Source organism: Amycolatopsis echigonensis (assembly GCF_002846615.1).
Lineage (GTDB): Bacteria > Actinomycetota > Actinomycetes > Mycobacteriales > Pseudonocardiaceae > Amycolatopsis > Amycolatopsis echigonensis.
Map to the genome: position 1 here is coordinate 6098161 of NZ_PJMY01000003.1, position 25680 is coordinate 6123840.

At 70.7% G+C, this 25680-nt stretch carries 25 protein-coding genes; 9 read left to right on the forward strand and 16 right to left on the reverse strand.

What is annotated here, in order from left to right; all coding sequences use genetic code 11:
• Positions 1-121 precede the first annotated feature (121 nt).
• Both ATK30_RS34040 and ATK30_RS34045 read right to left on the reverse strand, forming a co-directional pair.
• The gene (locus ATK30_RS34040; protein WP_208637479.1) at positions 122-1342 is read right to left on the reverse strand and encodes a cytochrome P450 family protein; all 1221 of its coding nucleotides are present in this window, start codon (positions 1340-1342) and stop codon (positions 122-124) included.
• A gap of 153 nt (positions 1343-1495) precedes the next feature.
• A complete protein-coding gene (locus ATK30_RS34045; RefSeq protein WP_244194808.1) occupies positions 1496-2995 on the reverse strand; it encodes a purple acid phosphatase family protein in 1500 nt (499 codons plus the stop codon).
• A gap of 338 nt (positions 2996-3333) precedes the next feature.
• On the opposite strand from ATK30_RS34045, the gene eno reads away from it, so the two are divergent.
• The gene (gene eno, locus ATK30_RS34050; RefSeq protein ID WP_101438885.1) at positions 3334-4608 is read left to right on the forward strand and encodes a phosphopyruvate hydratase; all 1275 of its coding nucleotides are present in this window, start codon (positions 3334-3336) and stop codon (positions 4606-4608) included.
• 42 nt (positions 4609-4650) lie between these two features.
• Here eno and ATK30_RS34055 read toward each other — a convergent pair whose 3' ends face one another.
• Both ATK30_RS34055 and ATK30_RS34060 read right to left on the reverse strand, forming a co-directional pair.
• Positions 4651-5748, reverse strand: coding sequence for an MFS transporter (locus ATK30_RS34055; RefSeq protein ID WP_101438886.1), 1098 nt, complete (start codon positions 5746-5748; stop codon positions 4651-4653).
• Between the two features lie 1509 nt (positions 5749-7257).
• Positions 7258-8469 carry a hypothetical protein gene (locus tag ATK30_RS34060; RefSeq protein WP_101438887.1) on the reverse strand — a complete coding sequence of 404 codons (1212 nt, stop codon included), beginning with the start codon at positions 8467-8469 and terminating at the stop codon, positions 7258-7260.
• 172 nt (positions 8470-8641) lie between these two features.
• On the opposite strand from ATK30_RS34060, the gene ATK30_RS34065 reads away from it, so the two are divergent.
• Positions 8642-9475 (forward strand): SDR family oxidoreductase, encoded by an 834-nt coding sequence (locus tag ATK30_RS34065; protein ID WP_101438888.1) that lies wholly within the window; start codon positions 8642-8644, stop codon positions 9473-9475.
• A 24-nt stretch (positions 9476-9499) separates the two neighbouring features.
• Here ATK30_RS34065 and ATK30_RS34070 read toward each other — a convergent pair whose 3' ends face one another.
• The 3 genes from ATK30_RS34070 to ATK30_RS34080 are packed head-to-tail and all read right to left on the reverse strand — an operon-like array spanning position 9500 to position 11556.
• Positions 9500-9892, reverse strand: coding sequence for an Imm1 family immunity protein (locus ATK30_RS34070; RefSeq protein ID WP_101438889.1), 393 nt, complete (start codon positions 9890-9892; stop codon positions 9500-9502).
• A gap of 30 nt (positions 9893-9922) precedes the next feature.
• Positions 9923-11158: an RNA polymerase sigma factor gene (locus tag ATK30_RS34075; RefSeq protein WP_101438890.1), complete on the reverse strand. Its 1236-nt coding sequence runs from the start codon at positions 11156-11158 to the stop codon at positions 9923-9925.
• Positions 11158-11556 (reverse strand): YciI family protein, encoded by a 399-nt coding sequence (locus tag ATK30_RS34080; protein ID WP_101438891.1) that lies wholly within the window; start codon positions 11554-11556, stop codon positions 11158-11160. Before ATK30_RS34080 ends, ATK30_RS34075 begins: the two co-directional genes overlap by 1 nt.
• Positions 11557-11751: 195 nt before the next feature.
• On the opposite strand from ATK30_RS34080, the gene ATK30_RS34085 reads away from it, so the two are divergent.
• Complete coding sequence (locus ATK30_RS34085) at positions 11752-12543, forward strand: thioesterase family protein (RefSeq protein WP_101438892.1); 792 nt, start codon at positions 11752-11754, stop codon at positions 12541-12543.
• 236 nt (positions 12544-12779) lie between these two features.
• Here the strand turns inward: ATK30_RS34085 and ATK30_RS34090 are convergent, their stop codons facing one another.
• On the reverse strand, positions 12780-13556 hold the full coding sequence (locus ATK30_RS34090) for a GntR family transcriptional regulator (RefSeq protein WP_101438893.1): 777 nt from the start codon (positions 13554-13556) through the stop codon (positions 12780-12782).
• Between the two features lie 96 nt (positions 13557-13652).
• On the opposite strand from ATK30_RS34090, the gene ATK30_RS34095 reads away from it, so the two are divergent.
• On the forward strand, positions 13653-14705 hold the full coding sequence (locus ATK30_RS34095; protein ID WP_101438894.1) for a YeiH family protein: 1053 nt from the start codon (positions 13653-13655) through the stop codon (positions 14703-14705).
• Between the two features lie 4 nt (positions 14706-14709).
• Here the strand turns inward: ATK30_RS34095 and ATK30_RS34100 are convergent, their stop codons facing one another.
• Entirely contained in the window at positions 14710-14982 is a 273-nt protein-coding gene (locus ATK30_RS34100) for a hypothetical protein (RefSeq protein ID WP_101438895.1), read from the reverse strand.
• A gap of 94 nt (positions 14983-15076) precedes the next feature.
• Between ATK30_RS34100 and ATK30_RS34105 the strand changes: the two genes are divergently transcribed.
• Positions 15077-15583 (forward strand): putative immunity protein, encoded by a 507-nt coding sequence (locus ATK30_RS34105; RefSeq protein WP_101438896.1) that lies wholly within the window; start codon positions 15077-15079, stop codon positions 15581-15583.
• Here ATK30_RS34105 and ATK30_RS34110 read toward each other — a convergent pair.
• From ATK30_RS34110 to ATK30_RS34125, 4 genes are all read right to left on the reverse strand, one after another.
• Entirely contained in the window at positions 15580-17199 is a 1620-nt protein-coding gene (locus tag ATK30_RS34110; protein WP_101438897.1) for an ABC-F family ATP-binding cassette domain-containing protein, read from the reverse strand. The two genes, ATK30_RS34105 and ATK30_RS34110, sit on opposite strands and share 4 nt — an antisense overlap.
• A 109-nt stretch (positions 17200-17308) precedes the next feature.
• A complete protein-coding gene (locus ATK30_RS34115) occupies positions 17309-18835 on the reverse strand; it encodes a catalase (RefSeq protein WP_101438898.1) in 1527 nt (508 codons plus the stop codon).
• Complete coding sequence (locus ATK30_RS34120; RefSeq protein WP_101438899.1) at positions 18832-19272, reverse strand: Fur family transcriptional regulator; 441 nt, start codon at positions 19270-19272, stop codon at positions 18832-18834. Before ATK30_RS34120 ends, ATK30_RS34115 begins: the two co-directional genes overlap by 4 nt.
• Before the next feature lie 62 nt (positions 19273-19334).
• On the reverse strand, positions 19335-19970 hold the full coding sequence (locus ATK30_RS34125; RefSeq protein WP_101438900.1) for a TetR/AcrR family transcriptional regulator: 636 nt from the start codon (positions 19968-19970) through the stop codon (positions 19335-19337).
• Between the two features lie 69 nt (positions 19971-20039).
• Between ATK30_RS34125 and ATK30_RS34130 the strand changes: the two genes are divergently transcribed.
• The 3 genes from ATK30_RS34130 to ATK30_RS34140 all read left to right on the forward strand — a co-directional run bounded on the left by ATK30_RS34130 (position 20040) and on the right by ATK30_RS34140 (position 21557).
• Positions 20040-20306, forward strand: coding sequence for a hypothetical protein (locus ATK30_RS34130; RefSeq protein WP_101438901.1), 267 nt, complete (start codon positions 20040-20042; stop codon positions 20304-20306).
• A complete protein-coding gene (locus ATK30_RS34135; protein WP_208637480.1) occupies positions 20303-20446 on the forward strand; it encodes a hypothetical protein in 144 nt (47 codons plus the stop codon). Before ATK30_RS34130 ends, ATK30_RS34135 begins: the two co-directional genes overlap by 4 nt.
• Positions 20447-20603: 157 nt before the next feature.
• Entirely contained in the window at positions 20604-21557 is a 954-nt protein-coding gene (locus ATK30_RS34140; protein ID WP_167442047.1) for an alpha/beta hydrolase, read from the forward strand.
• Positions 21558-21976: 419 nt separating this feature from the next.
• On the opposite strand, the gene ATK30_RS34145 is transcribed toward ATK30_RS34140, so the two are convergent.
• From ATK30_RS34145 to ATK30_RS34155, 3 genes are all read right to left on the reverse strand, one after another.
• Entirely contained in the window at positions 21977-23080 is a 1104-nt protein-coding gene (locus ATK30_RS34145) for a helix-turn-helix domain-containing protein (RefSeq protein ID WP_101438904.1), read from the reverse strand.
• 22 nt (positions 23081-23102) lie between these two features.
• Complete coding sequence (locus ATK30_RS34150; protein WP_101438905.1) at positions 23103-23570, reverse strand: HNH endonuclease; 468 nt, start codon at positions 23568-23570, stop codon at positions 23103-23105.
• 249 nt (positions 23571-23819) lie between these two features.
• Complete coding sequence (locus ATK30_RS34155; protein WP_101438906.1) at positions 23820-24701, reverse strand: LysR family transcriptional regulator; 882 nt, start codon at positions 24699-24701, stop codon at positions 23820-23822.
• Between the two features lie 69 nt (positions 24702-24770).
• Between ATK30_RS34155 and ATK30_RS34160 the strand changes: the two genes are divergently transcribed.
• Positions 24771-25637, forward strand: coding sequence for an EamA family transporter (locus ATK30_RS34160; protein ID WP_101441213.1), 867 nt, complete (start codon positions 24771-24773; stop codon positions 25635-25637).
• Positions 25638-25680: the final 43 nt, after the last annotated feature.

A 25680-nucleotide genomic window follows, 5' to 3' on the forward strand; every position in this document is an offset into this window, starting at 1 on the left:
CCCGCGAACCGCGTCAGCGCGAGGTCGGGGAATGGCTCGCGCCGGTGCGGTGACGCGGTTGGTCGTTCGCGGCGAGGCAACGTGCTGGACTACGGCATCGTTCGCCAGCCCGCCAGTACGCCTAGCCCCGCAATCGCACCGGCAAAGTCACATGCCCGTTGGTGATGAACGACGGCACCGGCTCCAGCTTCTCCTCGTCCACGGCCAGCGCCAGACCCGGGAACCTCTCGAACAACGCGGGCAGCGCGAGCTCCGCTTCCATCCGGGCGAGCTGCGCACCGAGGCAATAGTGCACGCCATGGCCGAACGCGAGCGCGGTTTTGTCCTTGCGGGACAGGTCGAACTCGTTCGCGTCCGGGCCGTGGTGGCTCTCGTCGCGTCCGGCGGGGCCGAAGGACGCGAGGATCGGGTCGCCCGCGCGGATGGTCGTGCCCTCGACCTCGATGTCCTCCCGCGCGAACCGCAGCGGCAGGTGCGAAATCGGTGCCTGCCAGCGCAAAGTCTCGTCCACCACGTCCGGCCAGGCGCGCGTTCCGTCGAGGACCTGCCGCAGCTGTGCGGGATGAGTGAGCAGCGCGGTCACGGCCTGGTCGAGCAGGTTGACCGTCGTCTCGTGGCCAGCGGTGATCACCAGGATCAGCGTGTCCACGAGTTCGGCTTCGCTGAGCCGGGAGCCGTGCGAATCGCGTGCGGTGATCAGGGCGCTCGCGAGGTCGTCACCCGGTTCGGCGCGCCGCTGTTCGACGAGGTCGGCGAGAATTCCATACAGGAGCTCGACGTTCGCGGTTGCTTCTTCCGCGGTCGCCGACGTCGCGAAGATCCCGGCCACCGCGGTGCGCAGGCCTGGCCGCGCTTGTTCGGGGACGCCGGTCAGCCGGCAGATCACCTCGATCGGCAGCCGATAGCAGTAGTGCTCGCGCAGGTCGGTCTCCGCCGGTCCGGCGTCGAGGTTCGCAAGCAGGCCGTCGACGATTTCGGCGACCACCGGGCGCAGCGCGGCGATCCGGCCGGGGGCGAAAGCCTTGGACACCAACGATCGCAGCCGACGGTGCTCGTCGCCGCAGGCGGTGAACATGTTCCGCACCGAAACCCAGATGTGCAGCGACCAGTCGGACGAGATCGCCCCGTCCCGGTAGGCAGGCCAGTGCTGCCGGGCGTCCTTCGACACGCGCGGGTCGGCGAGCAGGGCGCGCAGCAGCGGCAGGCTGGTGACCGACCAGGCGAGCACGCCGCCCGGCAGTTCGACCACGGTCAGCGGTCCGCGGGCGCGAAGCCGGGCGCCCTCGCCGTGCACGTCCGGCGCCGCCGGGTCCAGCACGAAGGGGGTGACGGCGTGGTCCATGGGCGCTCCTCGCGGCCCGATGGTCCACAATGGACTGACGATGAGGGAGGTGTCCGTTGCGGCCACCGGGTCCGCGGCAAGCGTAACGCGGCCGAAGAGTGTCCTGTCCGGCTTGAGGGGTGGGTCCGGACCAGGCCGGAGAAGGGGTTGACGTCAGCCGTCGGCGCGCTTGCGGTGCAGCGAGAACCGCTCGAACACCGACAGCTCGCCGGTCGGCTTGTTCACGTTGTAGTAGGTCACGTGCATGGTCGTCGTTCCTCCCGGACGGTGCCCGGGGTCCACAGTGAACGCGGCGAAGCCGTAAGGGTGGTCGAGGTCGCGCACCGCGCTCCACACCGCTTTTTCGCGCACGTAGGTCGGTTTCCGCTTGCCCGTGGCCGGATCCCGCTTGTCCGCGACGGCGGTCAGCACCTTTCCGGTGCCGTCCTTGAAGAAGCTGCCGTTGGTGGTTCCGGAGACGCCGCCTCCGCCGAGAATCATGTGCACGGTGCCGTGCGTGGCGTCGATGTTGTCGGTCGCGTCGGACACCGGATTCGGCGTCAGCGTCTCGCTTCCCGAGACGACGCCGTGCACGGCGAGGGAGCGTTCGTAGTCGTGCTCGTGCCCGCAGAGCACCAGGTCGACGCCGTAGCGGTCGAACAGCGGGCCGTACTTCTCGCGCAGGCCCAGGTCAGCGCCGTTCGCGTCGGACGTGCTGATCATGACCTGGTGCATCGCGACGACGATCCAGTCCACGTCGCGCGACGCCCGCGCCGCGGCGAGTTCTTTCTCCAGCCAGGCCAGCTGCCGTCCGCCGGAGTACCCGTTGACGTAGACGTCGCCGCCGTCCTGCAGGCAGTTGTCGTCGTTCTGCAGCACGATCACCCGGACCGAGCCGACGGTGAAGCCGTACCAGAGGCCGGCGAGTTCCGGATCGGTCTCGGTCGAGGGCAGCTGGAAGTACGCCTGGTAGGCGTCCATTCCGATCGCGCCGTTCTTCTTCTCGATCTCGTGGTTGCCCGCGGCGGGCATCCACGGCCGGTACCGCGCCGAACGAGTGTTGTTGGTGAAGAAGTTGTTCCAGGTGCGCACGCGGTCGACGTCGAGGTTGGCATAGCAGAGGTCGCCGTTGAGCAGGTGGAACAGCGGCGCGACGGTTTCGATGCCGGTGACGATGTCCTTCGTGGCCGGCGTCGAGAAGAAGTCGAGCGCGGGCGCGCCCTTGAGGTCCCAGGTGACCTGCGGCGCCGACTGGTCGCCGAAGCTGGTGAAGGTGAACGCGGACCGGCCGCCGGGCGCGGTGCGGAACGTGCCCGCGTCGGGCGTCGCGCCGTCGTGCTGGGCGACGTAGAGGTACTCGGTGTTCGGGCTGAGCCGGTTGATCTCGGCGTGGTGCACCCAGACCGTGCGGTTGGAATCGCCGTCGAGGTAGGTCCGGGTGACTGCGGGCGCGTACGAGCCGAAGCCGTCGTCGAGCGTGCCGTAGAGGACGCGGGGACGGCGGACCGGTCCGTCGGTGAGCCACGAAACCACCATCTGCCGCGCGGGATCGCGGCCGAACGTGAGATGCAAACCCTGCACCGGCGTCGCGCCGCCTCCGCCCGGGGCCGGGGAAAGCGGCGCGGCCGCTGCCGTACCAGTGCCGAGCAGTGGTACGGCAGCGCTTGCTCCCATGAGGCCCAATGCTCCTCGACGGCTGACGGCGTTGGACATGGCGACGGCCTCCTCCGGCTCCCAGGCGGAAGCGAAGCTATGCTCGCCGCGCGGCCCGGCGATGAACGCGAGCTGTCCGGGGCGTGAAGTTGTCCGCCGGACGATTTCCGGTTCGTTCCCTTTGCCGGGAAACGGCTTCCGGACTGTCCTCAGTGGAATGTCCCGGCTGAGCGGGATCGATTCAGTAGGTTTCTGCTAGCCTCCGGTCTGACGTGCGGCTCGCCGTGGTGCCGCGTTGCCGCCGGAGCGCTTCACGGAGCGTGCGCTGAGTGCTTCGGCTCGAACCTCCGAGGAGCGTTATGACAGCCATCGTCCGGGTCCGGGGCCGTGAGGTGCTCGACAGCCGGGGCAACCCGACGGTCGAGGTCGACGTGGTGCTGGCGGACGGGTCGGCGGGCAGGGCGGCGGTGCCGTCCGGGGCCTCCACCGGCACGCGCGAGGCCGTTGAGCTGCGGGACGGCGACGCGAAGCGGTTCCACGGCAAGGGCGTGCGCAAGGCGATCGACGCGGTGAACGGCGAGATCGCCGACGCCGTGGTCGGCATGGAGGCCGAGGCGCAGGCCGATGTCGACCGCGCGCTGATCGCCCTCGACGGCACCGAGAACAAGGCCCGCCTCGGCGCGAACGCGACGCTCGGGGTCTCGCTGGCGGTGGCGAAGGCGGCCGCCGCGGCGAACACGCTGCCGCTGTACCGCTACGTCGGCGGGGTCTACGCGCACCTGCTGCCGATGCCGATGATGAACATCGTCAACGGCGGTGCGCACGCGGACAACCCGATCGACTTCCAGGAGTTCATGATCGGCCCGGTCGGCGCGTCGTCGTTCGCCGAGGCCGTGCGGATGGGCTCGGAGGTGTTCCACACGCTGCGGAAATCGCTGCACGAAGCGGGACACAACACGAATGTCGGAGACGAGGGCGGGTTCGCACCGCAGCTGGGGTCGGCGGACGAGGCGCTCGAGTTCGTGGTCCGCGCGATCGAGAAGACCGGGTACGAGCCGGGCAAGGACATCGCGCTGCTGCTGGACCCGGCGGCGTCGGAGTTCTACCGCGACGGCGTCTACGACTACACCGGCGAGGGCCGCAAGCGCAGCGTCGAGGAGCACGTCGCGTACCTGACCGAGCTGACCGAGCGCTTCCCGATCGTGTCGATCGAGGACGGCCTGGCGCAGGACGACTACGCCGGCTGGAAGCAGCTGACCGACGGCATCGGCGACCGCGTGCAGCTCGTCGGCGACGACCTGTTCTGCACGAACGTCGAGATCCTGCGCGACGGCATCGAGCGCGGCATCGCCAACTCGATCCTCATCAAGGTCAACCAGATCGGCACCCTGACCGAGACGCTGGCCGCGGTCGACACCGCGCACAAGGCGGGCTACTCGGCGGTCATGTCGCACCGTTCGGGCGAGACCGAGGACACCACCATCGCCGACCTCGCGGTGGCCACCGGATGCGGCCAGATCAAGACCGGTTCGCTGTCGAGGTCCGACCGCACGGCGAAATACAACCAGCTGATCCGCATCGAGGAAGAGCTGGGCACCGAGGCTCGCTACGCGGGCTGGGACACCCTGCGCTGAGCCAGGCGGCCCGGGCTTTTCACTGGCCCGGGCCGCCTTTCTCTATTTCTTGACCCGCAGGAGCATCGCCGCGGCGGTGAAGGCCGCGCTGACCCAGAACGCCGCCCGCGCCTGCGTGGCATCGAGGACGAAGGCCCCCGCCACCGCGGGCCCGACCACGGCGCCGAGGTTGAACGCCGTGGTCGCGATCGCCCCGGCCACCCGGGGTGCCGCATTGCCGGCGGTAGTGACGATCGCAGCGATCAGCGCGGATCCGACGCCGAACGCCGTCGCCCCGGTGAGCAACGCGGCTATGAGGAGCCCCGGAAGGCTCTGCGCCGCGAAGAACGCCGCCACCCACACGGCGGTCAGCACCGCCGTGCCCGCCTTGAGCATCTTCGGACCTGCCTTGCCCGCGATCGTGACGCCGACGAACGATCCCACTCCGAAAGCCGCCAGTACAACCGGAACCCACCCTGTCGGGGCGGTCATCGTGCCGAGATAGGTGAAGGCGGCGAACGTCCCGCCGTTGACGAGAATTCCCTTGCCCACGATGGCCGCGACGCAAGGCTGGGCGAGGACGCGCCACTCGCGAACCACCGGGCTAGCCGATGGCGGGTCGTCGAACGAGGTGGTGGTCAACGCGGCGGCGGCCACCGCGGTGATCGCCGCGATGGCCCAGAACGCGGCCTGCCACCCGGCGTACTGGCCGAGCACCGTCCCGGCCGGAACGCCGACGATGCACGCGAGCGTGACACCGGACAGCAACACGGAAGTCGCCCGCCCAACGGCGTCCGCCGGGACGAGCGACGGCAGCGACGCGAGTGCTACGGCGAGAAACCCAGCGTTGGCGAACGCCGCGAGCGCCCGGGTGGCGAGCAGGAGCGGGAAATCGGTGGTGAGGGCGCCGATGACGTGTACTCCGCTGAAAAGGCCGAGGAAGGCGAGGAGCGCGAGCTTGCGCGGCAGTTTGCTGCCAAGCATCGCCAGTACTGGTGCGCCGACGACCATTCCGGCCGCGAAAAGGGACGTAAGCAGCCCGGCGGTGCCGAGAGAGACGCCGGTGCCAGCGGCGATCTGGGGGAGCAGCCCGGAAAGGACGAACTCGGACGTGCCTTGCGCGAAGACCGCGGCGGCGAGGAGGAAAAGGACGGGAGGCAAGAGGAATCGACTCCGGATGACTGGAGCGTCGGTGGGACGCGGGGGGATGCGGACAGTTCGGGTGCGGAGTGGGGTGCCTTGGGCTTGTGTGCCGCGGCCGCGGGTTGGGTTGAGCCAGCTCGCGTTGGCTGTGCGTCGCCTTGAGCCAGCCGTGCGTTCGCTGGGCGATGGCTCGGGGACGCCTGGCCGTGGCTCGGGCGCGCAGGCTTCGTCAGCGGCTGCAGTTGCGACAGGCGAGCCTTGCTACGACGTGGTTGTCGTGGCCTCGTCTCGGCCCAGCCGCGCACAACGGTCCCCGTGCTGGTTCTGCTGCAGTGAGCAGGCCATGGCTTTGATGGGCAGGCCTTGCCGTGCAGAGAAAGCCGTGGTGCTGTTGCGGTGCGCAGGCTTTGCCGCTGACGGCCGGTCGCTGTGCGTGGCCTTTGCCATTCGCGGCTGGGCAGCGTGAACCCAGCCGTGCCACGATGCGAGCCTGCTTTGCCGCTGGCGCTGCTGTGCTCAGGCTCCGCGCAGACGAGTCCGCCAACGACAGACTTTGCCTGTGACACCGGACTTCACCACGACCTGGCCGCCTGACGCAGGCTTTGCGAACCTTGCCGATGGCGCGGTCGCTGCGCCCGTCGCAGTCGTGAGTGTTTATGCCGGTGAGGACCGGCGCACGCACGGGAACCTGACCGAGGCAACAGCTTACGGCTCAACAGTGCGGTGTCTGTGGTCAAGCTTCCGCTGGTCAGCCCAGCCCGGGAGCAAACCCGGTACCCGTCACTCCGCCGCCCAGCTTGCGGCTGGGCGGCTACCGTCTGCTGGCCTCCGGAGACGTCATGTCTCGAACCTTACCGTGCCGTGCTTGGAGTGTCGTGCGCGATATGCGCGGCTGGTTGTTCCGCGATGCGGGCTCGGCTCAGCCGAGGGTGATGGGGCAAGCCGTCGATTGCCCGGAGTATTCGAATCCGGGGGCGGGGCGGGCTTTGCCCATCAGGGAGCATCTCTTCGTGCAGTGCAAAGGGATTGCGAAGACGGGCCCGAGAGATGAGTTGCGGCGAAAGGAAAGAGGGCCGCGAAGGGTCGATCACTTGGCGATGGAGCCAGTGATGAAGAACGGCTGAGGGAATTCGGAGACGCAGTCCGCGCCAAGAAGATCCTGCGGAGCGAGGACCAGGCAGTGAATCCTCACGAGGCCACGTTGACGAGAAACTGCTCAGCAAGAGGGGTGCACGAGCTGTAGCCGAGGGAAGCGCATCGGTCGGAGTCGCCGGTGCGGAGCCAGCCCTCAGGCTCCGCACGGGTGCCCAGGCGACTGAGCAGTGTGGCGCGACCGGCTGGTGCGCACCGGCCGCACCGGCCGCATCGGGCGGAGCGACCGGTGCGGAACCAGCCCCAGGTTCCGCACCGGCGCCCCCCAGTCACATCAGAAGTGCGGCACGACCGGTCGGTCCGCACCGGTTGGGCAGGTCGGAGTCGCCGGTGCGGAGCCAGCCCCATGGCTCCGCACCGGCACCCCCAGTCACCTCAGCAGAGCGGTGCCACCGGCTGGTCCGAGCCGGTCTTCACGTAGGTGTCCGAGATGTAGTGTCCGGGCCCGATCCGGTCCCAGATCTTGCTCGTGCCGAACTTCCCGGTCACGGAGTCCCCGTTGACGTAGCATTCGATGTTCACCCTGGCGTAGTTCGCCGCCAGGCCTTTCACCGACGAGGACGTGTGCGCGCCCGACCGGACGTTCACCGGGTCTCCTGCCGTTTGGACCAGGCCAGTCGCCGCGGCGGAACCTGTCCAGAGGTAGGTGACCTTCACGTTTCCGTTGTCGCCGAGGCCGACGCCGGAGCTGAAGGTGCCGTCGGCCAGGTCGATGCCCGCCGGGTTGCCGACCTTGTACCCGAGATCGTCCCGGCCGCCGTTGTAGCCGTTGTGGTAGGCGGCGTACGCCTCGGGCTGGCCTTGCGGCAGGTCCTTGTACTCCGCGCGCACCGAGGACGGGTTCCAGTAGTCGTTCTTGGTGTTCCACGGGCCGACGTCCCACACCGGCGCGTATTCGCAGCGGCTGTTGTCCGTCTTGCACACGCGCACGCTGTAGTTGCCGGTTCCCTTGGGCGACAAGGCTTTTCCGGACGGAAGCGCGACGAAGTGGTCGTTGCTCGCGATTGTGTGGCCGTTCGCGGTGGTGTGGCCGGCGAGGCCTTCGCGGGTGGCGTAGACGGTGTAGGTGAGCGGAGTGGCCGCGACGAGGGCGTTCGCCTGTGGGGTCAGGGATCCGGTCAATTCGACGTCGCGCACGGTGGGGCGGGCGGCGGTGGTGCTGGACAGGGTGATCCTGGTCTGCACGACGCTCACCGCCCGGGGGAGTGCGGTGCCGGCGGGGACCCACTCCGTCCAGTCGTCGGCGCCGGAGCGGCCGCGGACGTCGACGTCGACAGAGGTGCCTTGGGGCGCGTCGGCGGAGATCTCGGCGGCTACCCGGTTCACCGGCGCGGGCAGGCGCCGTTCGGCGGAGAGCAGGTAGCCCTCGCTTCCCGCGGCCTGGTCGGCGGGTCTCCATGTGGAGTCCCGCAGCGTCAGCGTGCCGCTGGAGGCGGTGACATTGACGTCGTCGCTGTCCACTGAGGACAGATCGGCTCGCCAGGCGCCAGAAGCCTCGGCAGCGCTCACGGGCGTCGCGACTGCGGTGACCGCCCCCGCGGCGAGCAGTGCGGCGACCGTGCGCCGGACCGTCAGATTCCCGACCACGACGGATCTCCCTTCACTCGTCCGAATCGAACTGCCGGAGTGTCGGAGGGATCCGTACACGATCCATACAACGATCTCGCCCGGTCGTGTACCAGGGGCCCAGGTTGACAGCGGTGAGTCACCGAGTTAGCTTTGCAAGTAAAGTTAATTTAAGAGCAAAGGAAGTGTGCGGATGACCATCCTGGTGACGGGGGCGCGCGGGAATGTCGGGAGCGAGGTCGTCCGGGTGCTCCGCGAGGGCGGGCACGAGGTGAGAGGGTCGGCGCGCGACGCGGCCGTGCTGGATTTGCCGGACGCGGTGTCGCTGGATCTCACGGCGGAGAGCGGGTTCGAGGATGCGCTGCGCGGCGTGGACGCGATCTTCCTGTACCCGACACGGCCGAACGGTGCGGTGCACTTCCTTGCTGCGGCGCGAAAAACAGGAGTGTCGTACGTCGTGCTGCTGTCCTCACCGGACGTCTACGAGGGAGCTGCCGACAATCCGATCCGGCTGGGGCATCTGCCCGCGGAGACGGCGGTGGCGGAGTCCGGACTGCCGTTCACGGTGCTGTATCCGGGCTGGCTGGCGGGCAATGCCCGGCGCGACTGGGGTGCGGCGATCCGGGCGGGGGAACCGGTGCGGCTCTTCTCTCCGGAGTCGCAGTTCACGCCGACGGCGGAGGCGGACGTAGCCGCGGTTGCCGCGAAGCTGCTCACTGAGCGTAGCTATCCAGGGCGGATGCTGGCGGTGACGGGACCGGAGTCGATGACGCAGCGTGCGGTAGTGGAAACCCTTGCGGAGGAGTTGGGTCGCTCGATCGAAGTGGTCACCGAAACGCGGAGCGAGGCCCTGGCCCGGCGTCCGGAGTGGATGCCCGCGGCGGTCCTGGAGCATCTGATGGACGTGGAGGAGGCGGCGGTGGGCCGGGTGGCGCCGGTGAACAACACCGTGGAACGGTTCGCGGGCCGAGCGACGTCATTCCGCGAGTGGGCGCGGGCGCACAAGGACGACTTCGCGCCGAGGTAACGAACAGTCCGATGTGGACACGAGCTAGGCGGGCTTCCAGGAAACGCAGGCGGGTCGCGTCCGGGATTCGCACAGTTCCCGGACCGCGCGCAGCACTTCCTCGGCGGAGACCTCGCTCCCGGAGGGCTGCGGGAAGTGCGCGCCCTGAAGACTGAAGTAGTCGACCGGCTCCTCGCCCACGCCGTCCGCGGGCAGGAAGGTCTCGCCGTTTTCGTGCCACGCCAGGCTTCCTCGCGCGCCGCGCAACCCGGCGACCAGGTACGGCGTCCGCGGCTTGCGGCCCGCGTACAGCCACCACACGATCCCGGTGCCCGGCGTCGGCGGTTCGGCGGAGCGGAGGGCGGACAGCACGTCGTCGACAGTCGCCTCGGTGACGTCGTACCCGGTCCGGCGACGGGCGTCTTCGATGCTCGCCATGGTGCGCTCCGCTCGTGAAGTGTCCTGATACTACTCGGTGCCGATCGGCGAGCGGCTTGTGGAATGGCCAGTGCGGAGCCGGGCCGCGCGCAGCGTCAGATAGCGCTGCTCGGCGGTGTTTCCGGTGCGCGCGGCGGCCGCGGTGTAGTGGCGGACGGCTTCCTCTCGTTCGCCGGCCAGTTCCAGCAGATGCGCGCGGGCGGCGGCGAGGCGGTGGTGGTCGGGGAGCCGGTCGTCGAGTCCGGCGAGCATCGCGAGCCCGGCGTCCGGCCCGTGCACCATTGCCGTCGCGATCGCGCGATTGAGCGCGACGACCGGGTTGCCGGTGAGCGCCTCGAGCCGCGTGTACAGCGTGAGCACACGCGGCCAATCCGTGTCTTCGGCCCGCAGTGCGATGTCATGCGTCGCGGCGATCGCGGCTTGCAGGCGGTATTCGCCGAGGCCATCGCGGGTCAGCGCGTCGGTGATCAGCGCGACTCCTTCCCGGATCAGCGAACGGTCCCATCGCGCCCGGTCCTGATCGGCGAGCGGGATGAGCTCGCCGTCCGGGCCGGTGCGGGCCGGGCGGCGGGCGTCGGTGAGCAGCATCAGCGCGAGCAAGCCGGTCGCCTCCCCGTCGTCCGGGAGCGCGGCGTGCAGCAGCCGGGCCAGGCGGATCGCCTCGGCGGACAGTTCGGTCCGGTGCAGGCTGGGGCCCCCGCTGCTCGTGTATCCCTCGTTGAACACCAAGTACAGCACGTGCAGCACGGACCGCAGCCGCGCCTGCCGCTCGTCCGCGGCGGGCATCCGGAACGGCAGGCCGGACTTCTTGATTTTCGCCTTCGCCCGGCTGATCCGTTGCGCCATCGTGGTTTCCGGCACGAGGAACGCGCTGGCGATCTCCGCGGTCGTCAGCCCGCCGACCGCCCGCAACGTCAGCGCGATCGCCGACGCCGAGGTCAGCGACGGGTGCGCGCACAGGAACAACAGCGTCAGCGTGTCGTCCCGGTCCGGCACCTCGGCGCCGTGCGGCTCGGCGGCGACGGCGTCCTCGCGCCGCCGCCGAGCCTGGTCGCTGCGGAAGCTGTCGATGATCCGGCGGCTGGCGGTCTGCAGCAGCCAGCCGCGCGGGTTCTCCGGGATCCCCTCGGCAGGCCAGTGCCGCACGGCCGCGAGAAGGGCTTCCTGCGTCGCGTCCTCGGCCGCGCCGAAATCGCCGGACCGGCGCACGAGCACGGCCAGGACCTGGGGCGCGAGCGTGCGCACCAGGTCCTCAACCTCCGTCATCACACCTCCGGCGCGCTCATGACCTGGCGCACTTCGATCGGCACCCGCAGCGGCGCGCCCTCCGGACCGGGCGCGGCCGAGACCCGGGTCGCGATCTCCAGCGCCCGCGCCTCCGATTCGACGTCCACTACGCGGTATCCGGCCAGCAGTTCCTTGCCCTCCGGGAAGGGTCCGTCGGTGACGACCGCCCCGCCCTTGCCGTCCGCGACCACGGTCTTCGCCGCTTCCGGTCCGGCGAGCCCTTCCGCCTCGACGAGTTCCCCGGCTTCGGTGAGCTCGGCGTTGAGCACGTGCTGGAACTGGATGTGCGCGCGGATGTCCTCCGGGGCCCACTCCGGCAACGGGACGTCGCAGCCTTCGCCCTGGGCGTAGGTCTGCAGGAGCATGTACTTCGGCATAGCGTTTCCTCCAGTGTCCGGCCCGCCGCTTCCGGGTGGGCTCGCCAAGGGAACGGAACCCGCGCGCCGTCCTCGACACGCACCGCGGACATCTTGCCGGGGAATTTCGCGGAACGGGTGGCGTGGGTCTCACTGCCCAGGACGACCGGATGGTCTAGCAGGTAGGTTGCGGAAAGCAACCCACCTGGAGGGACCGTGAGCACGACGACCTTCGCCGCGGTGTCGGCGGTCAAGCAGCGTTCGGACACCGAGTTCAGCGTCGACCTCAGCCCGGCGTGGACCATCGGCGGCCGCCCGAACGGCGGTTATCTGCTGGCCACCGTCGCCCGCGCGGCGACCGTCGTTTCCGGGCATCCGGACGTGCTCGCCGCCAGCGCGCACTACCTCCGCTCGCCCGAGCCGGGTCCGGCGGAGATCGAGGTCGAGGTGCTGCGCACCGGCCGGTCCGCGACGCAGCTGCGCGGACGGCTGCTCAAGGACGGCGTGCCGCAGGTCGAAGCCCTCTTGACGCTGGGCGTCCTCGGCGAGGCCGAGCCGTTCTGGCAGGACGGCGTGCCGCGGCCGGAATTCGGGCCGTTCGCGGACGAGCCGTGGGGCCCGGCCGTGCTGACGTCGGGCATCCCGATCGCGATCCGCGACGAAATCGACGTGCGGTTCGACCGTCCGCTCGCCGACGGACCCAGCGGCCGCGGCGAACTGCGCGCCCTGCTGGCGCTGCCCGGCGATGAGCCGTTCGACCCGGTCAGCCTGCTGTTCGCGGTCGACGCCCTTCCTCCGGCGACCCTCGACGTCGCGCCGTCCGGCTGGGTTCCGACGCTGGAATTGACCGCCTACGTCCGGGCCCACCCGGCTCCCGGACCGGTGCGGGTGCTGCACCGCGCCCACCTGATCGGCGACGGGCGGGTCGACGAGTCCTGCCACGTATGGGACAGCGCCGGGACGCTGGTCGCGCAGGGCACGCAGCTGGCGGGGATCCGGATCGGCTGACTCGACCGGCCCTGCTCGATCCTCCCGGACTCCCGCGCCCGGTCACCAGGGCTGGCCCGCTCAGCCAGTCCGGACCCGCGACCGTCCTTCGACCTCGGCGGCCGCGCCTCGGCACCGACACTCCCCGGCATCGGAAATCTGCGTTCGTGAAGGGGCACCTCACGGCCTCCGCAGCCAGTGCGGGGAACCCAGAGTGATCCTCATGGCTGGTTGAGGCCGGTCTCGGCGCGTCCGGGTCAGCGGGTTCCGGCCAGTGCCCCCGTCGTGACCAAGCGGTACCCGGTGCGCCCGGAGAACTCCGCCGTCAGCGCGAACCGGTCGCCGCGGACCAGCGTGTGCCGCCATTCGATGCGTTTGCCCGCGCTGGTGCCGAGGCGTCCGATGGAGAACGCGCCCACAGTCTCGCCGCAGCCCAGCAGGGTGCGTTCGGCTCGCGTCGGCACGACGGCGCGGATCTGCTCCTCGCCGTGGTCGAGCCGGACGCCGGTGCGGCGGTGGAGTTCGCCGTACAGGCTGGTGTGCTGGAAATCCGCGTCCAGCAGCGGCCGGGCGAGGTCGGCGGGCAGCCACACCCGGTCGACGGCCAGCGGGTCGTTTCCGGCCAGCCGCAAGCGTTCCAAGTACAGCAGGGGAGTGGAGCCCTCCAGCGATAGGCGTTCGGCGACCACCGCGTCCGCGCGGATGTCGAGCCTGCGCACGACGCTGTGCTGGTCGAGCCCGGCTTCCTCGACCGCGGCGAAGAGGCTGTAGAGCGCGCCGAGCGGCTGCTGGATCTCGGCCGCCGCGGCGACGCGGGGCTGGCGTCCGCGTTCGGCGATGAGGGTGCCGTCCGCGCGCAGTTCCCGCAGCGCCTGCCGGACGGTCTGCCTGCTGACGCTGTATTCGTCGGCGAGGGCGAGCTCCCCGGGGAACGCGCTGTCGAATTCCCCGGCGCGGATGCGCACCAGGAGCCGCTGCTGCAACTGCCGCCACAGGGGCTGTCCGCCGGTGCGCACCAGCTCTGCCTCGCCCATGCCGGGAACAGTACCTCTTGCCAAATGTACGGACAGCTCTTAGATTAAATGTACGTACATTACCGAGGAGGCCAGAGTGCGCACAGGAGTGAACCGGTGACCGGCGCGGCGCTGGGAGCGACGCGCGCGACGGCGGAATGGCGGGCCAAGCTCGCCCGTCCGGTGCCGGGTCTCGCGGTCGCGCTGCTGGTCGCGGCGGTCGCGACGGCGGGCGGCAAGCTCGTTCCGGTGGTCGGCGGACCGGTGCTCGCGATCCTGCTCGGCGCGGTCGCCGGCGCGGTCGTGCCGGGGCTGCGCGGCTGGCGGTTCAGCCCGGGCTACGCCATCGCGTCTCGGCCGGTGCTCCAGCTGTCGATCGTCGTGCTGGGCACCGGGCTGTCGATCCAGCAGGTGGTGCACGTCGGCGGGCAGTCGCTTCCGGTGATGCTCGGCACGCTCGCGGTCGCGCTCGGCGGCGCGTGGGTGCTCGGCCGGCTGCTCGGCGTCCGCGGGGAAACCCAGACGCTGATCGGCGTCGGCACCGGCATTTGCGGTGCGTCCGCGATCGCGGCGACCAGCGCGGTGCTGAAGCCGAAGGAAGCCAATATCGCTTACGCGCTCGGCACGATCTTCACCTTCAACATCGCCGCGGTGCTGCTTTTCCCGCCGCTCGGGCACGCGCTCGGGATGTCGCCGCACGCCTTCGGCCTGTGGGCCGGAACCGCGGTGAACGACACGTCTTCCGTCGTCGCGGCTTCTTACGCGTATGGCGGCGACGCCGGCGCGTACGGCCTCGTCGTGAAGCTCACCCGTACGCTCACGCTGATTCCGATCGTGCTGTTCCTGGCCGTGCTCGCCGCGCGCAAGCAGGCTGGCGGCCGGGTTTCGTTGCGCGCCATGCCTTGGCACCGGCTGGTGCCGCCGTTCCTGATCGGCTTCCTGGCCGCCGCCACGGTGGAAAGCGCGGGCTGGATCCCGGCGGCGTGGCACGCGCCGCTGTCGACGCTCGGCACCTTCCTGATCACCATGGCGCTCGCCGGGATCGGCCTGGCGCTCAAGCCGTCCGACCTGCGCAAGGCGGGACATCGGCCGCTGCTGATGGGGGCCATTCTGTGGATCGCGGTCGCCGCGTCGAGCCTCGGGCTGCAGGCGCTGACCGGCGGGATGTGACGCGCTAGCGCACGCGCGGATTCCGCTTCCGCCGCCTGCGCGCGGCCAGGGCCGCGAGGAGCCGGGGCACTCCTCGGCTCCGGCGCACGAACACCAAGGATTCGCCGCGTGGGGCCGGTTCGGTCCCCGCGGCGATTTCGTTTCGCGGGCCGCGCCGGAACTCGCGGAGCCCGGCGGCGAACTGGTCCGGGTCGCCGCCGACGTCCGGATGGTGGGTGCGCACGAACCGGCGGTAGGCCGCCTTGTCGGCTTCGGACCACGCCCTCCGCTCGTCCACCGCCGTCCTTCCCCGGTTGAGGGTTTCGCTCGAGGTTCCTGCTGGAAGCCGCGTTGAACTGCCAACCGGCGGTTCAACGATACAGTTCAAGCACATGACCGAGAAGATCGAACTCGGCCGGTCGGAGCTCCGCGCCGTCACGGCCTACGCGGTGGCCTGTGCGGAGCCCGCGCTGCCGATCTTCGAACGAGCCCGTCCGGACGATCGCCGTCCGCACGACGCGATCGAGGCGGCTCGCGCGTTTGCCGAAGGGGCTCAGCGCAGCAAGGCGATCCGCGACCGTGCGTGGGCGGCGCAGCGGGCGTATCAGGAAACCCGCGACGCCGCTCAGGCCGCGGCGAGCGAGGCCGCGCGGGCCGCTGTGGCTGCTGCCGGTGCGGCGTTTCTGCATCCGTTGGCGAAGGCGACGCAGGTCTGGCACATCCTCGGTTCGGCCGGGCACGCGGCGTACGCGTTCGAGCTGGCGGGGTTGGCGGCTCCACGCCCCGTTGCCGATCCGGTGGTGGTCCGGGTGTTGTCGCGGTATCCGATGGCACCGGACGGTCGCGGCCGGGTAGGGGAGTTGGTGCGTGAGCTCGATGCCTTGCTGCGCAAGGGTTAGCGCACTCGCTCCACCCGGCGCTCGTCCCAGACCGGCTCCGGGGTCTCGCGCACCACGCCGTCCGAGCCGAAGACCAGGTAGCGGTCGAACGAGCGCGCGAACCAGCGGTCGTGCGTGACCGCGAGCACCGTGCCTTCGTACGACTCCAGCGCGTCCTGCAGCGCCTCGGCCGATTCCAGGTCGAGGTTGTCGGTCGGTTCGTCCAGCAGCAGCGCGGTGGTTCCGGCCAGTTCCAGCAACAGGATCTGGAACCGCGCCTGCTGCCCGCCGGACAACCGGTCGAACGCCTGCTCTCCCTGGCGGTGCAGCTCGTACCGGCGCAACGCGGCCATCGCCGCGCCGCGATCGGCCGCGTGTTCCGTCCACAGCACGTCGACCAGCGTGCGGCCGGCGAGTTCCGGGCGGGCATGTGTTTGCGCGAAATGGCCGGGCACCACTCGCGCGCCGGTCTTCCACTCGCCGGTGTGCGCGACATCGCCGCCCGCGAGCAGCCGCAGGAAATGCGACTTCCCGGAGCCGTTCGAGCCGAGCACCGCGACGCGCTCGCCGAAGAAGATCTCCAGCGAGAACGGCTTCATCAGCCCGGTCAGCTCCAGATTCGCGCAGGTCACCGCGCGCACGCCGGTGCGGCCGCCGCGCAGCCGCATCCGGATGTCCTGCGGGCGCGGCGGTTCCGGCGGGGGACCGGCCTCCTCGAACTTCCGCAGCCGGGTCTGCGCCGCCTTGTACCGCGACGCCATCTCGTCGCTGCGCGCGGCGTACTGCTGCATGTCCCGGACCAGCCGCTTGAGCTGGGCGTGCTTCTCGTCCCAGCGGCGGCGCAACTCGTCGTAGCGGGCGAACCGTTCCTGGCGCGCTTCGTGATACGTGCTGAAACCGCCGCCGTGCACCCAGGCGTCCGCGCCGTCGCCGCCCGGCTCGACGCTCACGATCTTGTCCGCCGCTCGCGCGAGCAGTTCGCGGTCGTGCGACACGAACAGGACGGTTTTGCGGGTTTCCTTCAGCCGGGCTTCGAGCCAGCGTTTGCCGGGGACGTCGAGATAGTTGTCCGGCTCGTCCAGGAGCAGCACCTCGTCCGGCCCGCGCAGCAACGCTTCCAGCACCAGGCGTTTCTGCTCGCCGCCGCTGAGCGTGCGCACGAGCCGCCAGCGCGCGCGGTCGAACGGCACGCCGAGCGCCTCGGTCGTGCACATGTCCCAGGTGGTCTCGAACTCGTACCCGCGTGCTTCGGCCCAGTCGCTGAGCGCCTGCGCGTACCGCATCTGCGCGGCCTCGTCGTCGACCTCCAGCATCCGCTCCTCGGCCGCGTCGACCGCCCTGGCGGCCTCGCGAACCCGTTGCGGGGCAACGGAAACCAGCAGGTCTAGCACCGTGCGTTCGTCGCGCACCGATCCGACGAACTGCGCCATCACGCCCAGCCCGCCGGACACCGTGACCGCGCCCTCGTCCGGCTTCAGCTCTCCCGACAACAGCCGCAGCAACGTGGTTTTGCCCGCGCCGTTAGGGCCGACCAGCGCCACGACCGCGCCCTCGCCGACCCGGAACGAGACGTCGCCGAGCAGCGGACGCCCGTCGGGCAGCACGTAGCGCAGATGCGCGGCTTCCACATGGCCCATGCCCGCGCACTCTACCCAGCCCGCCGCGAATCACCGCACGGTTTTTCCGGTCGTCCACACAGGACAGTGGCGGTGCCGGACCGGCACCGCCACTCGCGCAAGCCGTGCTTTACGCCTTCCGCTGCATGCTCTCCCGCGCCGGGTTGGCCTGCTCGGCCGCCTTCGGGTCCTTCTCGTTCTGCTTCGCACGCACGCCGGACTCGACGCGGTCGCCGAGGTCCTTGTCCACGTTGTGCCAGTACTCGAAGGCTCGCTTCAGCACCGGTTCGGTCACCCCGTTCAGCAGGTGCCCGACGATGTTGTCCACCAGCCGTTCGCGCGCGGCGTCGTCCAGCACGTCGCGCACGAGCGTGCCGGCCTGGCCCCAGTCGTCGTCCTCGGCGTGGTCGACGTAGGCCGAGCGGACCATCTCGCCGTCGGCGTGCCAGCCCGCGGGCGTGCCGTAGCGCTCCGTGTCGGCGCGCGGGCCGCCCTTGGAGTTCGGCGCGTACACCGGGTCGGAGACCTTGGCGTAGCGCATCGAGCCGTCCTTGCTGTAGCTGTGCACCGGCGCGACCGGCGTGTTCACCGGCAGTTGCTTGTAGTTCGCGCCGATCCGGTACCGGTGCGCGTCGGCGTAGGCGAACAGCCTGCCCAGCAGCATCCGGTCCGGGCTGGGGCCGATGCCGGGCACCAGGTTGTTCGGCTCGAACGCGGCCTGCTCGATCTCGGTGTGGTGGTCGGTCGGGTTGCGGTCGAGCGTCATCCGGCCGACCTCGATCAGCGGGTAGTCGCCGTGCGGCCACACCTTCGTCAGGTCGAAGGGGTTGAACCGGTAGGTCTTCGCGTCCTCGAACGGCATCACCTGGACATGCAGGGTCCAGCTCGGGTAGTCGCCGCGCGCGATGGCCTCGAACAGGTCGCGCGTGTGGTAGTCGGTGTCCGCCGACGCCATCTGGTCGGCCTCGTGCTGGGTGAAGAACTCGATGCCCTGGTCGGTCTTGAAGTGGTACTTGACCCAGAACTTCTCGCCCGCGGCGTTGACCCACAGGTAGGTGTGGGAGCTGTAGCCGTTCATGTGCCGCCACGTGCGCGGGATCCCGCGGTCGCCCATCAGCCAGGTGACCTGGTGCGCCGATTCGGGGGACAGCGTCCAGAAGTCCCACTGCATGTCGTGGTCGCGCAGATTGCTGTCCGCGCGGCGTTTCTGCGACCGGATGAAGTGCTGGAACTTCAGCGGGTCCTTGATGAAGAACACCGGCGTGTTGTTGCCGACGAGGTCGTAGTTGCCCTCGGGGGTGTAGAACTTCAGCGCGAATCCGCGCGGGTCGCGCCAGGTGTCCGGGCTGCCGCGTTCGCCCGCGACCGTGGAGAACCGGGCGGCCATCGGGGTTTTCGCGCCCGGCTGGAACACCGCCGCCTTGGTGAAGCGGCTGACGTCGCTGGTCACCTCGAAGTGCCCGAACGCGCCGCTGCCCTTCGCGTGCGGCTGCCGCTCCGGCACCCGTTCCCGGTTGAACTGCGCCATCTGCTCGATCAGGTAATGGTCCTGCAGCAGGATCGGGCCGCCCGGGCCGAGCGTGAGCGAATGCTCGTCGCTCTCGGCCGGGATCCCGGAGTCCGTGGTGGTCGCCGGGGGTTTCGGTTCTTCGGTCATGTCGCGAGCTCCTCGTGGTGGTCGGAAACGCCGGAGCAGTCCGGGCACAGACCCCAGAAGACGATCTCGGCCTCGTCCACGGCGTACCCGTGCCGGTCGTCCGGCGTCAGGCAAGGGGCCTCGCCGCGGACGCAGTCGACGTCCTCGGCCCGCCCGCAGCGGCGGCACACCACGTGGTGGTGGTTGTCGCCGGTCCGTCGTTCGAAGCGCGCCGGATGGCCGGACAGCTCGATCCGGCGGACGAGCCCGGCGTCGCCGCACGCGGCGAGCACGTCGTAGACCGCTTGGATCGACACGCTTCCCAGGCTTTCGCGCACCCCGTGCACTATCGCCTCGACCGTCGCGTGCGGATGCTCGCCGAGCCAGCGGAGCACGGCTTGCCGCGGCTTGGTGACGCGCAGGCCCGCAGCCCGCAGCGTCGCCGCCGAGTCCGGCATCGAAGTCCTCCCCGGGATCTGGAACCGCTCCAGTTGCCCCGGCTACCCCGTCTCCGCGGCGCTCACACCTGGGTGTCACCCGCAGGTCGGATGAGTTCGGCGAGGTGCGCGCGAAGAATGGCGACGCATTCCTCCGGCGAGGTGAGGTCCGGCTGCAGCACGGCCCGGAACGCGATCCCGTCCAGGAGCGCGGCCAGCCGGGGCGCTTCGACCTCGGGGTCCTTCGGCTCGAACCGGCCGCTGCCGGCTTGGGCGTCGAGGATGCGGCGCGCGAGCGTCACGGTGCCCTGGACCGCTTCCCGGGCCAGGTCGTCCAGACCCGGGTCGGCGCGCGCGGCCATCAGGAATTCGACCAGCACGGTCACCTCGGTGCGCCGCCGTTCGTCCAGCGGAAGCAGCTCCGACAGGAACTCGGTGAGCTGGTCGACAGCCTCGTCCGGCGGCAATTCCGACAGCGAGCCCGTCTTCTCGCGGCGTTCGACGAGCCGCGCGGTCGTCCGGTCGATGGTGGTGCGCATCGCGAACCGCATCAGCTCGTGCTGACTGTCGAAGTAATGCCGCACGGAGCCGATGTTCAAGCCCGATTCCGCGGCCACCGCGCGCAGCGAGACCGCGTGCAGCCCGCCTTTCGCGGCCAGCCGCAGCACCGCGTCGGCGATGTGCGCGCGCCGCTGTTCCCCGTCCACCACTCTAGGCACTGGTCCTTTCTATCACAGTCGTGATACTGTTCGTTTAGTATCACAAGTGTGATGGAAAGGGGGTGCACCGTGGAGACGGTGCTGAACATCCTGTTGATCCGGTTCGGCATCATCGCCGGGATCGTCGTGGTCGCCGGGCTGGCCGGGTTCGCGCTGATCGTTTCGCTGCGGCGGCGCGGCAAGGCGGAGCGCGTGCGGGAAGGCGCGGCGGCGCTGGCGAAATCGGCGGCCAGGGCGATGGACCGGCGCGGGGCGCGGGGAGTGCGCGGCGAGGTCGTGCGTCACGCCGCCCGGTGGCTGGACGAGGATCCGGACCGGAAGCGGTCCGGCCGGTGAACCCGGTTCTGCTCGCGGACGGGCACGAGGTGCTGCGGCACCTCGTGCACGATCTGTTCGTCAAGGGGCTGATCGTGCTGGGCGCGGTGCTCGTGGCGGTCATCGGCGCGGTGGTGATCTGGAAGAAGGCGGGGCGCTGAGGGCGGGCAGGTCCGGGAGGCGGCGTGGGGCGTCTTTCCGGGCACTGGTTTCGCCACTCGGCGGGGTGTCCCGGCTCGGTACGCGACACGTGGCGGTGCCTCCCGAGGCCGGGATTTCGGCACGATGGGGTCTTCCCCTGGAAAACGGAGGCCGCCGATGAGTTATCCGTTCGATCCCGAAATCGCCGCCGCGATCCCGATGCTGCCCGACGTCGACATCCTCGACGTAGCCGCTGCGCGGGCGGGCATGGCCGAGCTGATCGCCTCGATGCAAGGCGACGTCGACGAAACCGGGGTGACCACGCGCGACGTGGCGGTGCCCGGGCCGGAGGGCGCACCGGACGTCCCGGTCCGCGTCTACACCCCCGATCGCGTCGCGACGAAGGCGCTGGTGTTCGACATCCACGGCGGCGGTTTCGCGGTCGGCGACCTGCAGGTCGACCACGCGGGCAATGTCGAACTGGCTCGGGACCTCGGCGTGGTGATCGTCTCGGTCGAGTACCGGCTCGCGCCGGAGAATCCGTACCCGGCCGGGCTGGAGGACTGCTACGCGGCGCTCGAATGGTCGGTCAAGCACGCGGACGAACTGGGCATCGACCCGGAGAAAGTGGTGCTGTACGGCGTGAGCGCGGGCGGCGGTCTGGCCGCGGCGCTGGCCCTGCTGGCCCGCGACCGGGGCGGCCCGGCGGTCGCGTTCCAGTTCCTCGCGGTGCCCGAACTGGACGACCGCCTGGAAACCGGAAGCATGCGCCAGTTCGCGGACACGCCGATGTGGCACCTGCGGGCCGCCGAGGCGAGCTGGGACTACTACCTGGGCGGCCCAGGGAAGCGCGGCGGCCCGGACGTCGAGGTTTATGCGGCACCGGCGCGGGCGGCTGATCTCTCGGGATTGCCGCCGGCCTACGTGTCGGTGATGGAATTCGATCCGCTGCGGGACGAGGGAATCGCTTACGCGCAGGGCCTTTTGGCCGCGGGAGTGCCGACGGAACTGCATTTGTTCCCGGGGACTTTCCACGGCTCCGGGGTGATCCGGCACGCGACGGTGAGCCGTCGGGAGGCTGCGGAGCGGCGGGCGGTGCTGGCCCGGGTGCTCGGGGTCGAGGAGAGCTGAGGCTGGGCGGCTGGCTCCGACGACTCGACGGGCGCGGCGGGAATCGGCTTGAGCCAAGCGATTCCCGCCGCGTCCTCTGACGCCGAGCAGGGCTTCCCCAGTGTGGGCTTTGCATCCTGCGCGTGGAGCCGGTCGAGCCTGGATGTTTGGGCCGCGATCAGCGAGACGAGTTCCAGCACCCACCGAGGCGGAATCCCGTTGCCGCAGACCAGATCCTCCAGTCGCTGGTCGTGGCACAGCACCAGCGCCCGTCTACCCGGTGCCGCTTTGCCACACCGGGTAGACGGCCCTCCTGCGGTTGCTTGCGGACCCGCCTGCCTTCACGACCGTCCGCGTCGGCACGGGAAGTGCGCTCCGGCCCTCGGTCGTTTGCCTCCGTGATCCCCGCCGGGCCGCGCCGTACGCGGGGCCTCCGCCCCTCAACCGGATTCCGCCAACCTCCGCGCCGCCAACGCCAGCCGTGCCCGGAATCGTCCGGCCGTATCGTCCAGCGACCATCCCAGCGCGTCCTCCACGTGAGCCAGCCGCGCCGCCACCGAACTGTGGTGCCGGTGCAGCGCCACCGCTGCCTGGCGCAGGGAACCCGTGCGGCAGAAGGCTTCCAGCGTCTCCAGGTCACCGCTCTCGGCGAGCGCGTTCAACGCCAGCACGTCCGGCTGCGCGCGCAGCCGCTCCGCGGGGATCTCCGCCAGCAGCGTCACCGCGCCGAGGTCCTCGTGCACGATCAACGGCCGCGACGGCGCCGCGAATCGTTGGGCCAGGCGGGCTTGCAACCAGGAGTGCCGGGCTTCAAGACCGTTGACCGCGTCGCCGACACCTACCCGGACGGTGTCGGGAAGTGTGCGGTCCTTGGCCCGCAACGCCAATGTCTCGCGCAGCGTTGATACGACCGAATCCGGACCCTCGCGCGGCTGCAGCACCACCGCGGCCACCCCGCCGACCACCGCCACCCGCGCGCCGAGCGGTTTGCCGCGGGCGACGAGCGCGACCGCGTCCGCACCGGCGTCACGCTCGGCCCCCGAAGCGACCGCCACCACGCGCAGCGGACGCGTGGTGTCCAGGCCGAGCAGCGTCAGCGCTCGGGCGCGGTCCTCGTCGGCCGCCTGCTCGCCCAGCACCAGTTCGACCAACGCCGGGTCCGCCAAGTGCGGCGCGGCGGGCGGCGGCTCGACCGGGTTGAGCACCTTCGCCGAGATCGCGAGCCGTTCGAGCACCAGGACGTCGAGCGGGCCTGCCTCGCCTCCGCGCTCCAGCCAGACTCGCCCGGCTCCGTCGAGGTCCACGACGACGGCGTCGGGCGGCACCGGACCGTCGCCGCCGGGTTCGCCGGTCGGCCGGTACCGAAGCACCGCTCCGTCGACCCGGCGAATCCCGGCGACGCATTCCGCGAGGAACGCCGTGGCGCGCAGCAAATCCGGCAGCGTCGCTCGGCGGGCGATCAGCTCGTCGAAATACGCGATGACGCGCACCGCCGTTTCCGCGCCGGAATCGACCGCCGAAAGCCGCAGCAGCAAGCCCTTCACGGGGTCCAGCCTACCGCGAGTCTCATGTGGACAGTCCGGTCAGCGGATGCAGCTCCTCCCACCGCGGGACGCGCGGCGGGAATCGCAGCGTCAGCCCGGCTTCCGCGGGCGTGCGGTCGGCCTTGCGCGCGTTGCAGCTGCGCGCGGACCCGCCGCAGGCCGCGACGGTGTTGAGCCAGCTTGTTCGCGCGCCGCCGCGCGAAACCGGCGTGATGTGGTCGACCGTGGTGGCCCGGCGCCCGCAGTAGGCGCACGTGTGCCGGTCGCGCCGCAGCACGCCGGAACGGGACCAGCGCGGCGGCCCGGAATATCGCCATTTCATCACGACGTAGCGCAGCAACCGCACCACCTTCGGCCGCGGGAAGACGCCGAGGTCCGGCCCGTCGCTTTCGTGGACGACCGCGACCTCGCGGACCAGCATCCGGATGGCATGGGGGAGCGAGACGGTGTGCAGGGGCTCGTAGCCGGCGTTGAGAACCAGGACTCCCATGGCGACGGGCACCTCCTTCCGGGCGAAACGGGCCGCGAACGCAAAAGCCGCCCGACCGGTTCTCCGGCGGGCGGCTCCTCGCTCACGGCGTGGCGGGCCACGTCATGGCGCGGAGCCGGGAATGCCCGATAGGCGCATGCATTCGGTGCGGTGCGGCATTCCGTGGATCCTTTCGTGGCTGGACGGCTTCATCATTGTCGTCCCGCGCCGCCGCGTCAACGGAAAATGATCGATCCCGTTTACCCGGGATTACCGGTGGCGCGCCGAAGCGGTTTCCCGTTTCGCGCGGTACAGCTCGCCCAGCAAGGCCACGGCGGCGTGCGTGGCCGGATGCGGATCGTGCGCGCGCCAGGCGAGCCGGACCGGCACCGGCGGGGCGTCGCGGACCCGGCGGTACACGATGCCGTCACGGCGGTACTGCGTCACCGTCGAATGCGGAGTGACGCCGACGCAGCGCCCGGTGGTGATGGCGGCGAGCCAGTCGTCGACGTCGTGCGTCGGCTCGATCCGCGGGCGCGACTCCGGCGGCCACAGCTCGGCGGAAGTGGTGCCAGTGCGCGGATCGACCACCAGCAGCCGGGACGCGAGATCGGCGAGCGCGACGGTGCGGCGGCGGGCGAGCGGGTCGTCGACGGCCATGGCGCAGTAGCGGTCCTCGTGGCCGACCGTCGCGTGCGCGAACTTGCCCGCCGGCACCTGGTGCCGCACCACCGCGAGATCGACCAGCCCTTCCGCCAATCCGGCGGTCGCGGTGTTGGCGCGCACGAGCAGCAGTTCGACGTCCGGATGCCGAGCGGCCCAACGGCGCTGGAACTCCGCGGTGTGCCGGCCCATCGCCGACCACGCGTGGCCGATGCGCAGCCGCGTGTGCCCGGTGGTCGCTTCGCGGACGAGATCGTCGGCCTCGGCGAGCAGGTGCCGGGCGCGGGCGAGGACCTGGACGCCGGCGGTCGTCGGCTCGAGGCTCCGGCTGGTGCGGTGCAGCAGCCGCACGCCGAGAACCCGTTCCAGCGACGCCAGATTCCGGGACACGGCCGCCTGCGAGACGCCGAGTTCGAGCGCGGCGTCGGTGAACGTGCCGGCGTCCACGATCGTCACGAGGCAGCGCAGCTGACGCAGCTCCAGATCCATGCGTCCAGCGTATCGGTGTTGCGGTCAATGCATTTTGCGCATGGATCTGCCGGACGCATGCTCGACCGCATGGCGACTACGGAACTGGCTCCGCGAACGCGCGGCGACGCCCGGGCGGCCGGTGCCGCGATGCTGCTCGGAAGTGCGTTGTCGAACCAGGTCGGCGCGGCGACCGCGGCGCTCGCGTTCCCGGTGCTCGGCCCGCCGGGCGTGGTGGCGGTCCGCCAGTGGGTGGCGGCGGTGGTGCTGCTGGCCGTCGGACGGCCGCGGCTGCGGACGTTCACCGCACGGCAATGGCGGCCGGTGCTCGGCCTGGCCGCCGTGTTCGCGACGATGAACCTGTCGCTCTACACCGCGATCGACCGGATCGGCCTCGGACTGGCTGTGACGCTCGAATTCCTCGGCCCGCTGGCGATCGCGCTGGCCGGCTCCCGGCGCCGGACGGACCTGGCGTGCGCGGTGGCCGCCGCGGTCGCGGTCGGCGCGCTGATGCGGCCGCGGCCGAGCACCGACTACCTCGGGATCGGGCTCGCGCTGGTCGCCGCGTTGTGCTGGGCCTGCTACATCCTGCTGAACCGGACCGTCGGCCGTCGTCTGCCCGGGGCGGCGGGTTCGGCCGCCGCGGCCGGGGTGTCCGGTCTGCTGTACGTGCCGATCGGGGTGTTCGCGATGCTGCGGCACCCGCCGACGCCCGGCGCGCTCGCGGCCGCTCTTGCCGCGGGGCTGCTGTCGTCGGCACTGCCGTTTCTCGTCGATCTGGTGGCGTTGCGGCGGGTTCCGGCGCAGTTCTTCGGGGCGTTCATGAGCGTCAACCCGGTGATGGCCGCGCTCGTCGGGCTCGTGGTGCTGGACCAGCGGCTGGACGCGGTCGCATGGGCGGCGATCGGGGTGATCGTGGCGGCGAACACGGCGGCGGTGCTGCGGCGGGCCGCGTAATTGTCGGTGCGGCGGGATAACGTAGGCGGCGCTGGCAAGGAGG